This is a genomic window from Nonomuraea salmonea (assembly GCF_042428605.1).
Classification (GTDB): Bacteria; Actinomycetota; Actinomycetes; order Streptosporangiales; family Streptosporangiaceae; genus Nonomuraea; species Nonomuraea salmonea.
In genome coordinates this window covers 18,219-31,608 of record NZ_JBHMCF010000050.1, presented here as the reverse complement: position 1 = coordinate 31,608, position 13,390 = coordinate 18,219, and the positions used below count along the sequence as shown (strand labels likewise).

Below are 13,390 nucleotides of genomic sequence, written 5' to 3'. Positions count from 1 at the left end.
TCGCCGCCATCGCCGCAGCCCTCATCTGCTACCGCCGACTCACCAAATGAGTCATCGTCTAAAAGCCGCAGTTCTCAATGCCGCCCACTGTCGAATTGTGTCTCGTTGTATCGCGGTGTCACGCGTTGTCTGCTTTCGAAATGCCCGAGAATGCCGCCCCGTGCTATGCCGTATCAGGTGCCGATGAGCATGCAACGAGCAACACGGAACGGATGGCATCCCTTGACCATGCGCAATTTCCGACTGACTGAGCAGCGGTTACGTGAATTTCAGTACCTCGGACCGCTGATGACCAGGCAGGGAATCGCCAGTCACTCGGCCATGAGGCCCGCGTCGTTGAGTCGCTTGATGAGGCTGTGCTTGCCCTGGTGCCGTTCGCGGAGGTGGGTGAGGCGTTGGGTGAAGGCGCTGGCGTGCTCGTCGCGGAGGGTCAGGCGTGCAGGTCGCGCAGGAGCTCGACGGCCAGGTCGTATTCGCGGGGCTTCTTGGTGCCGATGGAGGCCTCCACCACGTCGCACGCGGCGTCGAGATCCTGGGCGAGCCGGTTCAGGCAGTTCCTGGGCTCGCCGATGCTCCTGTTCCCGCCGTGCCTGCTCTTCGGCGCGCCGGGCGGTCTCCTGTTGCTCGCGGGCGTGGCGGCGGGCAGCGGCGTTGTCCAGCAGTTCGGCGACCGTCCGCCCCGTCTCCGTCTCCCGGCCGCTGCGCTCGCCGCCGAACTCGCCCAGCAGCTCCCAGCGAACGCTCGCGGCGTCCTCCTCGATCACCCGCAGCAGCAGCGCGTCCTTGCGCTCGGCGGGCAGCCCGGCGATCCAGGCGGCCAAGGCATTGCGGTCGTGCTGTACGGGCCGCGCCTCGCTCCCAGTTTCACGCCGTGGATTCAGGCTCAGGCTCCGGACTTGGCCTCGCGACCTGCGGTCTCAGCTCAACCTTCCTCGTACGGGCACTCGGGTAGATCCTCGAGGATGTGCCGGAATCCACCTGCCGGAGCATGGTCGTAGGTCAGCGTGTAGCAGCGAACGAATGTGCTCTGGCCGAAGAGATTCTCCTTGGGCGTCACCACGGCGATCTTCAAGAGAAGCCCCTGTGGGTTTCGCGTCGAGGAAAAGACTGAGACCTCGCCGGGCCAGCCCATGACTGTGTCCGCCGGCGGCAGCTCGGCCCCCCATTCCTGTGGCAATCTCGTCGCGAAAAGCTCGGCCACCTCTTCGTTATGGCTTGTAGCCGACGCTTTGTATAAATGACCGACGACGAACGGACTGAGCACGCAGATGGCGAGGGCGGCGAGCAGGGTGATGAGGCACCCTCTTGGCATGGGCCTTCCTTCATGTCGCGTGCTCAGCCTGTTTCCGAAAGCGATCAGCCTGTCACGGTCAGGCTGATCGCTATTCTACCAGCCGGTGTATCCTAGGGCTTGAAGGTGAGTCGTCAGGACGCCGGCGTACGCCCGGGCTCCCGCCGCGTTGGGGTGCATTGAGGTTCGGCTCGCACATCTGAATCCGTCAAACATGCAACCCGACCAGACGTCGTCGACATCCCCAAAATCGCCAGGGCCTGTCTTGGCGAAGGTTACTGGGGTGATCCAGCGTTCGCCCTCTGGCTTACATGCGCCGTGTCCCTGGAACGCTGGCATTGGGTTGGCGAAGGACACCTCGACACCTGCTGCCTTCGCCGTCTGCACCATTTTGTTCTCCTCGGCGGAGAAGTGCTCCGCCATCCGCTGCATCATGTTCTGCTCGTCCGGATCGAAGGCACCGCAGTCCAATACTCCGGTGCCCGTAATCTCGGGATATCCCATCAGTACTATCTGCGCCTTCTTCCCACGCGCGGGACTATAATTCTGGACGCGGCTGTCGATGCTCTCCACGATGTTCTTGACATTAGCTTCTTCGGTTCCCACCATCTTGTTGAAAACAGCGGCGGTAACGTCGGCCCTTATATCGTTCTCGTAGCCCTCGCTATAGCAGGGCAGTAGGAAACAGTTGGTGACAACGGGTGAGAAATTGGCGTCGTTGCCGCCGATCGAGAGCGCGACCAGCGTCGTGTTCTCGTCCAGGTACCCGCTCTCAAGTTGCGCAGCCTCCCGGAATCGACCTTCGGCGCTGCCCCGGTAGGCGGACCAGTCGAAGGGGACGGTGGTGTATGTGTATTCGGGAACGGTCATGTCCCTCGTAACGGCGCCCGAGCAGGCGACGAAGGAAAAGTCCAGCCTGGGGTCGAACGAGTCCGCAAGTTGCCCCACGGTCTGCGTCTCGCCCGGTAGTACTGTCTGCCGGATCCACGCGTCCTTGCTGCGGCGGCAGGCGTTCCAAGTCGAACGCTTGTAGCCCGTGTCGGTCTCCGGATAGTAGTTCCCGACCCCTTCGCCGGAGGCAAAGGAGTCTCCCATGCCGACGACGAAATGCTTAGGCTTCTTGGCCAGCACCTGGAAGGCGATGGCGTCCCACGCTACGGCGGCGGTGCCGTCCCCTTCCTGGTTACGGTTGGTAAGTGCCACCTTGGGCACGCCCTTGAACTCGAACACGCCGAGGTTTTGCCAGTGGTTTTCCAGCCGGCCTTGCGACAGGTAACGGGTGCGGGTTTGCCCGTTACCGAGGTGGACCGTGTACGGGGCCTGCTGGGTTTCCGCCCGGCGTTTTGGCACATGCACGAGGACCCGCGCCCAGCCATTGATAGGTTGGTTCAGCTCCCAGGTGCCAGTCACCTTCATGGGGTCGCCGAGATGGGAGCTGTTGCGCGTGTACCCATACCACAGGTGGCCGCCGAAGCCGTTGCCGAGCTGGCCGAAGTCTGCTCTGCCCGGCGCTTCGCCCGCAGAGTCCTGCTCGAATTCGAAGGTCAGCGCCCCAGAATTGGCCCATCCGCTGTTGTCGCATCCGCCGCGCACCGCTGGTACAGAGTCGGGCACGTCATCGACGATCAGCACGTTCTTGGTGTCGCCGGTTACCTGGGGCAACCCTGGGGTCAGGCACGTCGTCCACTGGTCGGACGGCTCGGAGCGCTCGATGCCGGCATAGCTCGCGTCGTAACGCAGAAACGCCTCGTTCCCACACTCCTGGGGGCAGGTCTTCCAGGTCTTCGCCGAATGCCACCAGCATTTCCAGTCAGCTCGCGTGCACCCCCGCGTCGTGTCGGCGGGGTCGCACTCGTTCTCCGCCGAGCAGAAGGCGTTCTCGTCCACCAGGGTCCCGCCCGGAACGATAGAGCTGCGGTACCCTTCGGAGTTCCACCAGGCGTAGTTGTAACCGCCTTCGGTGACCCACTCGCCGGTGGCGGCGTTGTAGTAGGTTTTTGCGATGGGCCAGGCCGACCAGCCGAGGACCTTCTCCTGGTACGGCCAGTCCTGGGGATGCGCGGCATCGGAGTAGGAGTTGTTGTCGAGGAAGGGGCGACGCCCTGCCACGTAGTCGGGGTTCTTGGGATTGTTGGCCCACCCGACGCCCCAGGCGCCGCCATTCGCGCTTGCCTGCGCCTTGGGGTAGTAACCGGAATTGTACGCCCAGATGGCGAAGTACCAGTTCTCGATCTTAGAGGGGTCACCGTTATTGATTTTCATGGTGCCGCCTGTGTCGGTGTAGATCTGGTTCCACTTCTCGGCAAGCGTAGTCAAGCCGACGGCGATGTTCGTTACGTAGTCCAGGGCTATCCTGCGCTGGGTGTCCGGATCCCACAGCCATTCCCCGGGCTTCGCATGTCCGGCTCGCCGCATGTGGTCGGTCTGCTGTGTGAGGCCGTACCCGCAGTCGGCTTCGTCCCATCGGATCACCCAGTCGTTGTCCGGTTTGTCGTCATAGATTTCGACGCCGTAGTAGTTGCCGACAAGCGGGTTGCCCGTCTCACCGGGAAGTGTGTCCCGCTGCGCTTGCCACAAGTTGGACTCCTGCGCGAGGATGCCGAACACGACCGAGACGGGAATCCGGCCGCCACCCGCGAGGTCGGATGCCGAGAACAGGTCCTGCGGATTCCAGGATGAGAGGCCGGACTCTTTCCAGTTGTCTTGACGCCAAACTTGGAGCCGGTCCTTGAAGACGAGCTGGTCGACCGCCCATTCCACCTGCCGCCAGTGAGGCTGGTAGACCTGGGTGTTCGGGTCGTTGCGGGCAATGGCGCAAGAGTGGTTCGGGTCAATCGTCCCGGTCGAGGTTGCGGTCGTCTTTGATTCGGCCTGCCCGCGCGCCTCGGCCAGCCGCGGATTCTCCTCGCGACCCGATGGCGAGGTGGCTTCCCGCGTTGGGTCGATGGCGAAGGTCAGGGGGGAGTGTGTCCGAGCAGTCTGGGCGGTGATGTCGATGAGCTCCGGGGCAGGGTCCTCCTGTACGACACCGGGGTAGCGGGTGTCCGCTTGGTCGCTCTCACTGTCGCGCCTGAGCCCGCGCCGCGCGATACTCGTGATCAGCAGATCGCCTTCCGACGACACCGTCTCCACGTTCGGCGCGCCGCCGATGGCGGACATGTGCGAAGGCAGTGGGCCATGCTGACGCGTCTTGCCGGTAATGAAGACCCTGCCGCTCGTGCCCGAATGCAGACTCACTTCGCCCAGCCGTCCTGAAGCGAGCACCCGCACCGAGCCGTTGCGGTAGTGCTTGACGGACACGGCGCCGCCGGCCTGGTCCATGAACGCGACGCCCCCGTCAGCCGTCGGCCGGATACCGAAGGGGACGGAATCTGTCGTCGCCAGCGTCTTGAGCTTGCCCGACGCCGCGACTTTCACGAGCTTGTTGCCGCGGGCCGCCACGATGTGGTCGGCGACCGCAGTGGCTGAGGTGATCTGCCCGTCCAGGAGGATGGGTCGCGAGACCGACTTCGTGCTGGTGTCCACCGTGAGCAGGCGCGTCGTCATGCGCTCCTCGGTGGTGCCCTGGGTGAGGGCTACCTTGTCGTCCGAGCCGCATCCCGGGTTGTAGTAGGCAAGGCTCACCTGGTCCTCGAGTTTAGTGATCTTGCCACTCTTCACATCGATTACGGCGGCGAAGGCACCCCTGCTGAACAGCCAGGCGCGATTGGTAAAGTGCCGCGGCGCATAGGTAGCGACGACTTGGCGTCCCGAACTGGTCAGGCAGGCGTTGCCCACCCACTGGTCAGTGTCCATGCCAGGCTCGCTGAGGGTCGCAATGGTGTGCCAGGCGTAGCCGTCGCCCGCTCTTGCCGCCATGACGTGGAAGCCGGTGGCGTCGCCTGTGGCGGTGATGGCCAGGTCGTTCGATGCTTCCCAGCTTGATCCCAGCACCTTGTCGCGCTGGGACGGCTCGACCGACAGGCGTTCTTCATGCGGCTGCGGTGAGACTTTCGCGGGCGCGGATGCCGCAGCGGCGCTGCCCGTCGTGGCGAGGACTTCCGGGGCGGACAGTGCGGTGGTGACCAGAAGAGCGGATAACAGGAGGAAACATGTACGGTTCAGGACTCTGCGCTCCTTCTACAGAGGGTTACTGCAGTGGGGTCGCGTGCCGCCTGCAGCGTGTGGTCAGCCTGGTGTTTCGGTAGGAGGGAAAATGAGGGCCGCGAGGCAACTTGAGACGCCGGCTTCGCTGGCTCAGGGCCTTCATCCGTCTATAGGAGCGTGGATGCTGGCCTCCGGCGCGAGACGTTTGACGTCTTGATGTCCCAGTGACTATGGCCTATGGGGCGGGGCTCAATGGCTCACCAAGTCCTGGCCGAGCAGCTGACAAAGTGCCAATCACCTGCAAGGACAGCCCTTCCTGTGCGGTCGGTTCCCTTTATCGCTGCCTGTACTGGACACGACGATGACAGTCATGACCTACATAATGTGAGCACATCGGACAACCTTCAGCAAGGGGTAGAAAAATCCCATGCAGTCCTCTTGTGCTCCCGGCCGACAATGAGTAATGATCACTGTCGGCCGCGTCGTGTCATCCATCTCTGTCAAGGTTTCAATCCTTCGAGAAACCGAACGCACAGGGCTCGCCCGACTCGCGTTCGGTCATCCGCGAGGCTGTACGTCATCTTGAGGAGAAAGCATGGCGCCATACGCCGCACTGCCTGAGGTCCGGTAAGCGAAGGGGAAGGTAGCAAGATACAGAACATCGACTTCGGTGATTGTCAAGTTAACAGGAATGCCGATCGAAGAGAACGGGAGAGTTCGTTGTGCGATTGAACATGCGTGGAATCAAGTCAGCGGCGCGTGCCGTAACGGTAGGGCTGCTCGGCGTCGTGGCAGGCATCACTATGATGCCCGCAGGCACCGCTCAGGCGGACTCGGTGAACCGGTGGGCCACGGCGAACGACTACGGTAACGGATACCTCTACCTTGAAGTGCTCAATTCCAGCACTGCGGACCTCGCCTCCGTCATCGCTTTCCCTGGAAACAGCGGATCGGCCAATCAGTGGTGGTCCGACTACCAGTTATCCAATGGCTACTTCGCGCTGTTGAACAACAACAGCGGCAAGGCGCTTGACCGATGGGATCCCTACACCGGGCCGGGCAGTGATGGGGGCTGCAGCACGCCCATGCAGTATCCATGGGTGGATGAACTTCAGCAGCACTGGGGCTACCGTACTGAGTGGAGCGGCTACTACGGCCGGTACTTCAACAAATGGGTCAACCTGAATGGCTGTAACGGCGACCTCTGGCATGACACGATCAGTGTGAACTTCACCACCGCTGCTTCCTACGGCCTGTGGACGACCCTGTTCCATGCCAACCGCTGTGTCGATGGCCAAGACAACGCAACCCGGTGCTTTTGGAGGAGGAACGGCGAATGACGACGCGACGAAAAGGACCGGCCGTCGCGGGTGTGACCGCGGTTGCCCTGGCCACGTTGACTGCCGTGGGCTTCACCGTCAGCCAGCTTTCCAGTGCCGATACCTCGGCGTTGGCCACGGTGAACCCCACCATCGAACCCACCACCCCCAGAGCGACGTCCACGGCCCCGCCTCTCGGGGGTGAGGGCGAACCCGCCCTCGGAGCCATCCCGCACATCAAAGACACGACGCGCGTACCTATGCCGCTCGATTCCGTTCTCACGCCCATGAGCGACATCAAGCTCATCGACCAGGCTCGCGACGTCGCGGCAGCGGACTGTATGAACGCGCTCGGCTTCAAGACGTGGACGGCCGGTACTATCCGCACGTGGGACCCGGGGGAGTACCGCGAACACGATTTCTTCGACTACATCGATCCCGCGGTTGCGGCTGAATCCGGGTACCCGCGGCAGGCCGAGGTCAAGGACGTTTCCTCCACCTTCGCCGGCACGAAGCACGAACCGACCGCGGAGGAAAGGAAGGCGTACGAGGGAAGCGCCAGCAAGACCGCGGAAGGCAGGACGATCCCGGCGGGCGGCTGTGCACGCCACGCCGATGAGAAGCTCTATGGCCAGCAGAAGAAGCTTCCCGCTGACCCGCGCGCACTGGCCGTCGCCTCTCGCTCTCGCGCTCTCGGCGATAGTCGCGTCCGCGCGGCGCTGGCCTCGTGGCAGTCATGCGTGCGGAAGGCGGGTGTCACGGCCTACCAGCATCCGGTCACCGCACAGAACGACCCCAAGTGGCAGTCGAGAACACAAGGAACCCCCGCCTCGGACGAGGAGAAGCGGATAGCGGCTCTCGACGCCAAGTGCCAGGACGAGGTGAATCTAGTCGGCGTCTACAAGGCGGTCAGGGCTGCTTATGAGCAGCGACTTCTGGAGGAGAACCAGTCCAAGTTCGCCGAAACCAAGGCCATTGTGGACGTTTGGACGAAGAACGCGGCTGCGATTCTGAAATCCGGCTGAGGCGTGAAGCACGACTGATCGCGAGCCGGTAAAAGGTCCATGCCGTGTTGAAACCGCGCGCTCGATCGAAAGCGCGCGGTTTCTCGCTGCTTTTGAGCGCCGGCCAGCTGCCAAGCGCGTTCACGTGCGGTGGCCCGGGCGGCGCGGATGGCCTGCAGCGCGCGGGCCTCATCGGCGGCGAGCCGGTCGATCAGGCGTGAGATGGTCGGGTTCAAGGCGATGGGGCCGAACAGTCCGGGCTTGCAGCGCAGCAGGGCGATGTCGGCCATGCAGTCTCCGCCGAGCGTCAAGTGAGGGCAGATCAGTGATGATCTTTGCGGGGTCGTGCACCGCTCGGCTGGGGTGCCAGCGCTCCAGCCGCTGTGAGAGGTCCTTGTCCAGTCCGGTGATGCGCAGTGTGTGCGTCAGCAGCAGGCCGCTGGCATGGGATGCCAGCCCGCGGCCGTCGGCGGACACGGTGATCTTGCGGCGGTAGGCGGTAGAGTTCACTCTGAGAGTGCGTTCTGCGAGTTGATGTCCCTTTCATCGGTGGGGGTTGGGTTAGGTCGGCTGGTCGGAGACCCGCCGGTCGGACTACGGGCGCGGCTGAGTGAACAATCCCGGCTCGGTCTCGACAAGGATGCCGCGGCTGACCAGGCGTTTGAGCTTGGCGCGGACGTTCTGGATGTCGTTCTGCGTCAGGGGCAGGTCCATTGCCCTGGCCAGGTCCCGGGCGCGCAGGGAGCCGCCGGCCTCGGAGAAGACGGTGAGAATCTGCTGGTAGGCCGGGTGCTCGGGAACTGCGGGAGGTGGCGCGGCCGGTTGGATCGGGGTGGGTGGGATCTTCCTCGGCGAGGGAGATGAGGGTCTTGCGGCTGATCCGCAGGTGCTCGACCTGCTCGCTGAGTTGGCCCAGCCTCGCGGTGAGCATGTCGATCTCCGCCTGGGTCTGCTCGATCTGGCAGGTCAAGGCCTGCTCGCGGGCGTCGATCCGGTCCAGGAGCCAGGCACCCGGGTCGGCCGGCCGGGCGTCGGGCCCGATCATGCCCACCGCCACGACGGGGACGCGCCGCGGGTCAGGCGGCGGGACATCACGTCCGTCATCGCCCAATACACGCGGGCTTCGGAACTGGCCGGAAGGTGCTCATAGTCGCGGACCAGACGCCGGTGGAACATCAAGATGCCGTACGTTTGCTCGACGATCCATCTCTTGGGCTGGGGGACGAACCTCTTGCCGGCGGGGTTGCGTTCGACGATCTCCACGTCGATCCCCAGGTCGGCGCCATGTGCGACGACCGCGTTCTTGAACCCCTGGTCGGCCAGCGCCTTGGTCACGGTGCCCTCGGTGCCGGCGGCGACCCGGTCCGGCAGGGCGATCCCGGCGGTGTTCTCATGAGCCGAGGCGGCCAGGACGACCACGGCGATGACCAGGCCCAGCACGTCCACCGCCAGGCCCCGTTTCCTGCCCGGCACGCGCTTGGCGGCGTCCTTGCCGGTCGTGGAGGCGGGGACCCCGCCCGCGACGTGGACGCTCTGGGTGTCCAGCACGACCAGGCTCGGGTCGGCTAATCGTTTCTTACTTTCGCGCAGATGCCAGCGCAGCAGGTCATGGATCGTCTTGTCGGTGCCGTCGTCGCGCCACTTGCCGAAGTAGTAGTACGTCGCGCTCTTGGGCGGCAGGTCGTGCGGGAGAAAGTCCCATTGGACACCGGTTCGTCCCTGGTAGCGGATGGCGTTCACGATCTCCCGCAGCTCGTAGTTGCCCTCGTGGCCGCTGACGGACGGGTGCGCGGCCTTCCACGCCGTGAGCACGGGCTCGATCAGCGCCCATTCCGCGTCGGTTAAGTCGCTGGGGTACGGCTTGCGCTCGGTCACCCAGCCATCCCAGCACAGCAGACCCACCGACCGGCGGTAACGCTACAAATCCATACGATCACATAGCGACATCAAAGGCATATGCTCGCGGAACGCACTCTCACATGACAGGGACCACCACACACCAGGTAATCCCGCTCAGCCTCTCGGCTGCCGTTAAGCTCCGCCAGGAGTTGGACGACGTACTCGACGGCACCCTGCGGGACGGGCTCAACCCCGAGGAACTGCGCTGAACAGTGACCCCCGCCCCGATTGGGACACCTACTTCCTCAAGATTGCTACCGCTGTCGCAGTACGAGGCGCTTGTGTCCAAGACCTGTCGGAGCAGTGCTCGTCGATGAGGATCGACGCATCGTTGGTACTGGGTACAACTATTTCGGTGCATTCAAGACAGATGGAGGTCCGGGCGAGGGGCGCTATCATTGCAGCCATGGGTATGGTTCAATTCTCCAGGTACGAATGGTCTCCCGTTCCAAATGGGCGGCCGGACGGAATTCAGTGGTGTGAGACGCGAGATCTGGGGATCAGCCTCGCTTCCGTAATATTAGTCAATGGCCTTTCCTCCATTTCGGGGAGCCGGCACGGCTCCTTCGAATCGCTGATGCTTGAAACTCGGCTGCTGGCCACGGCACTCGACAACACGGGCGGGAGTGCCAATGGTGCGCTCCACCGGACAAGGGCGTATGACTGCTCGTCACACCACATCAAGACGTTCATCGTCACCTCCGCTGGCCTGGGCTTGCTGACGGCGAGTATCGAGAGCCTGATCGCTCAGGGGAAGATCGGGCCGCTGCAGATCAACCACTTCGATCTCATGTCCGCCGTCTCCTCGCGTGGACCGAAAGGCGGGTATTCTAGGCCCGACCTGCTGATCGACTTGCCGGGCTATCGCGAGATGGTCTGTGAGGCTAAAGGAAGAAGTGGCGGCTCGGGGCGGACGACAATGGCAATCAGGGAATCCCTGAAAAAGCTTCACCTCTGGGCATCGATCAATCGTTACATCGGATCCTCGCTCGCTTTGAGCTGGGCCGCGATTCGCAAGAACGAGACCTTTGTCAACCTCTACCATACGAATCCGGAAAAGGTAGTCGAGCTCATCCCACAGAGTACCAAAGAAGGGCAGGAGGCTTCCGCTCGGGCCGTATGGGATTCGGTCGATCTGCGGCCCGAGCGCCTGGAATTGCTGGACCTGGAGCGTGAATGGGAGCGCCTCGTCGACGAGCTGGAGACGCCCAACATGGCCCAACTCCGCGAGGATCCGCTTTACTGGAGTGCCCCCAACCCCCCTCGTGGAGAAAACTATCTCGCGGACACCCCGGTTCGGGGAGCTTGGGCATCCCTGGGTCGTGACGGGCGATCGGTTTTCGTTGGCGTCTTCCAGCGCGCTCCAGAGGCCGATGCCTCAATGAGCATGCAGCGCCAACGCCTGCTGAGCATCGCCGAGAACACGGTCAGTCCTCTGGACATCGCGGCCGGGGGGCGGCTCGTCTTCGCCGTCGCCCAAGACGCGGAGTTCGCCACCTGGCAGAGGCTTCGTCAGTGGATCAGATGAACTCTCCGGCTGAAGTTCTGAGCCCATGTGGCAGATCGCTTCACAGCCGTAAATTGGTCAGGGGCCAGATGCGGGCGCTCAAGACGACGCTCCACAGAATCGGAGAATCGGGAGCTGGAACCTTTACGGCCCGGCCGATCCCTAAAGTGCGCGTCTCAAGGACCGTTGGTCAGCTCGTGTTGTCGTTTCTCGGATAGGCCCGCTAAGTCGTTCGATGCAGATGTCTCCGTCTGGTGCCGCAGGTGACGCCGGCGGTCTCGCCACCAGGCGAGGCGATGGGCGGACTCTTGGGGCATAACATTCTGAAGAATGACCGAGATTCCCCAAGCGACTGTTGCGAGTACGGTGCAGAGCGCGGCGACAGGCCAGGGCGCGCTCATCCACATCGCGCTCAATGCCATTCCGCCTCCACCCAAGGCTGCGCCGCGCCCGACGCGGTTCATGCGCTGTGATCCTTCACGGTACGGGGTGAACGGGCGTGGTCGATCTGTCCTCGCCGGATCATTCTCCTTACAGTTACGCGAAGTCGCCGCATGTGTCCTTCGACAGCCCGGGTGGTCATGCCGAGGCGATCACCGATTTCCTGCTGAGATAGGTCTCGCAGGATGAGGCCGCAGATCAGCCTGGCTTCGGGCTGAGCCTCGCTGAAGATGCGGCGAAGTGTATCGCCGTTAGCGGCGGCGGTCGCTGGATCAATCGCCTCCGCCAGGTGTGACCAGGCTGTGTCCGCCAGCATTCCGTAGCCGTACTGCCTGAGCTGGGCCTTGCGCTGTGCCGACCATTTGCGGAAGGCGGCCTGAAAGCCGAATGCGCAGGCGCCGAGGAAGTAGGTGTTGATCGATGCGCCCAGCTCCGGATCCCACTTGCCGGGCTTGAGGACTTTCCGGCGGAAGTACTCGATGGCCCCGATGATGCTGTCGACTGCAAGCTGATCGCGATCTTCGAGGGATAGGCGAAGGGCCCGCTGCTCATCGTCAGACATGACAAGGACGACGTCCTTTTCGAAGCAGAGCCTCTTGATGGCTCCTGTGCGGATCATGCCCTTCAGCACAGGCAGAGCGTAAGACCAGAGGCTCTCCTCGAATTGCCGGTACTCGTTTGGGGTGAGGCCAACCCCTCGCGTCCATGTGGGTGCGTCCAGTCCCTCCCACTCTCGGGCGAGCTGGGCCCCGATCCGGCGTAGCTCTTCCATCTCTCCGGAGTCGACGTCCTCCCAAGGCGAGGCGCTGTCGCGGGCAGTTCTCGCCACCGAACTCCCGGAGAATCTCATTTCGGACATAGATCCCCCACCCCGTCCTGCTCCGCTCAGCCCGCGTTTTATCGTCGCGAGTACCCCCGCTCTATGCAGTCGCCCTCAATCACCCCACGGAAATAGTCCGAGAAGTCGGACCGGTACCAGGGAGTACCGAGCGGTGGAGCCTCCCTAAGACCAGGACCGCTCCAAGGTCTTCGCCGCCCTGGCTTAGCGGCGCAATCGGTACGGCAATGCGCGGTCATCAGCTCGGCTTTCCACTGCGCGATCGATGCCCGGTAGTCCAGGCGGCCACCTCGCGTGGCGGCGTTACGCCGCAGTTCGCGCGAGATGGTCGAGGGCGAGCGGCCCAGGCAGCGCGCGATCTCGCGAACCCCCTTGTGCTGCGCCTTGAGCAGGGCGATCTCTTCCCGCTCGGTGAACGACAGGTATCTGCCTGATGGCGGGCTGAGTTCGATCAACGGCATGCCGCCACCCTCGCGGAACCACCGAGACCCGGCCGGCCCCGACACGCCGCAGGCCCGGGCCGCATCTTCGCTGGTCAGCCCTTCGGCGAGCTCTCTCCAGAATGTTCGCTCCACGTCCCGGCGAATGGGGCCGTCCCGGTGACCGCATCTCTGGCCGCGCGGTGCGCGTCGTCATCCACCCTGCTGGTCTGCCCATACAACAGCTCCGGATCAAGGTGTTGCGACGACCGGTTGAATCCGCCCAAATCGCCCCGATGGCTTTGGTGGAGACCTTGGTGTGCGAAATGGGCCGGAGGCGGCTTGACCGGTGCTTGGACGGGTCTGCGGTCAATCCGGGTGTGTTCCCCTCGCCATCCCTTCCACCATGATCTTCTGTTGGGTGTCGCTCGGTCGTGGCTTGACGATCCGGTCTCAGGCACCCAACGCCCGGCGGCGTAAACCGGCTCATTTCGATCACGCCATCGGCCCGCCGATGTGCCGGACCCGTGCCGAAGAGTATCGGGCGAGCATGAACTCGGCCAGCTTCGCCTCGCAGGAGACGGCT

Annotated in this window: 9 protein-coding genes and 1 pseudogene; 4 read left to right on the top strand and 6 right to left on the bottom strand. The window is 63.6% G+C overall.

Going from position 1 to position 13,390, the window contains the following annotated elements:
- Positions 1 to 311: 311 nt before the first annotated feature.
- From ACFFR3_RS43620 to ACFFR3_RS43610, 3 genes are all read right to left on the bottom strand, one after another.
- Entirely contained in the window at positions 312 to 821 is a 510-nt protein-coding gene (locus ACFFR3_RS43620) for a hypothetical protein (protein WP_345391548.1), read from the bottom strand.
- A 101-nt stretch (positions 822 to 922) separates the two neighbouring features.
- Positions 923 to 1,312, bottom strand: a complete 390-nt coding sequence (locus ACFFR3_RS43615) for a hypothetical protein (RefSeq protein ID WP_364384112.1) — start codon at positions 1,310 to 1,312, stop codon at positions 923 to 925.
- 75 nt (positions 1,313 to 1,387) lie between these two features.
- Positions 1,388 to 5,224, bottom strand: coding sequence for an SGNH/GDSL hydrolase family protein (locus tag ACFFR3_RS43610; RefSeq protein WP_379485048.1), 3,837 nt, complete (start codon positions 5,222 to 5,224; stop codon positions 1,388 to 1,390).
- Between the two features lie 875 nt (positions 5,225 to 6,099).
- On the opposite strand from ACFFR3_RS43610, the gene ACFFR3_RS43605 reads away from it, so the two are divergent.
- Genes ACFFR3_RS43605 through ACFFR3_RS43595 form a run of 3 tightly spaced genes read left to right on the top strand, consistent with a single transcriptional unit; the run spans position 6,100 to position 7,921 of the window.
- Positions 6,100 to 6,717, top strand: a complete 618-nt coding sequence (locus tag ACFFR3_RS43605) for a ricin-type beta-trefoil lectin domain protein (RefSeq protein WP_364384118.1) — start codon at positions 6,100 to 6,102, stop codon at positions 6,715 to 6,717.
- Positions 6,714 to 7,721 carry a hypothetical protein gene (locus ACFFR3_RS43600; protein ID WP_364384121.1) on the top strand — a complete coding sequence of 336 codons (1,008 nt, stop codon included), beginning with the start codon at positions 6,714 to 6,716 and terminating at the stop codon, positions 7,719 to 7,721. Before ACFFR3_RS43605 ends, ACFFR3_RS43600 begins: the two co-directional genes overlap by 4 nt.
- Before the next feature lie 44 nt (positions 7,722 to 7,765).
- On the top strand, positions 7,766 to 7,921 hold the full coding sequence (locus ACFFR3_RS43595; RefSeq protein ID WP_345391523.1) for a hypothetical protein: 156 nt from the start codon (positions 7,766 to 7,768) through the stop codon (positions 7,919 to 7,921).
- A gap of 820 nt (positions 7,922 to 8,741) precedes the next feature.
- Here the strand turns inward: ACFFR3_RS43595 and ACFFR3_RS43590 are convergent.
- Positions 8,742 to 9,575: an IS5 family transposase gene (locus tag ACFFR3_RS43590; protein WP_345391520.1), complete on the bottom strand. Its 834-nt coding sequence runs from the start codon at positions 9,573 to 9,575 to the stop codon at positions 8,742 to 8,744.
- Positions 9,576 to 9,912: 337 nt separating this feature from the next.
- Between ACFFR3_RS43590 and ACFFR3_RS43585 the strand changes: the two genes are divergently transcribed.
- Positions 9,913 to 11,127, top strand: a complete 1,215-nt coding sequence (locus ACFFR3_RS43585; protein WP_379485047.1) for a hypothetical protein — start codon at positions 9,913 to 9,915, stop codon at positions 11,125 to 11,127.
- 439 nt (positions 11,128 to 11,566) lie between these two features.
- Here the strand turns inward: ACFFR3_RS43585 and ACFFR3_RS43580 are convergent, their stop codons facing one another.
- Both ACFFR3_RS43580 and ACFFR3_RS43575 read right to left on the bottom strand, forming a co-directional pair.
- On the bottom strand, positions 11,567 to 12,178 hold the full coding sequence (locus ACFFR3_RS43580; RefSeq protein WP_345391511.1) for an RNA polymerase sigma factor: 612 nt from the start codon (positions 12,176 to 12,178) through the stop codon (positions 11,567 to 11,569).
- A gap of 371 nt (positions 12,179 to 12,549) precedes the next feature.
- Positions 12,550 to 13,021 (bottom strand): annotated as a pseudogene (locus ACFFR3_RS43575) (helix-turn-helix domain-containing protein); the annotation flags it as partial.
- Between the last annotated feature and the right edge of the window lie 369 nt (positions 13,022 to 13,390).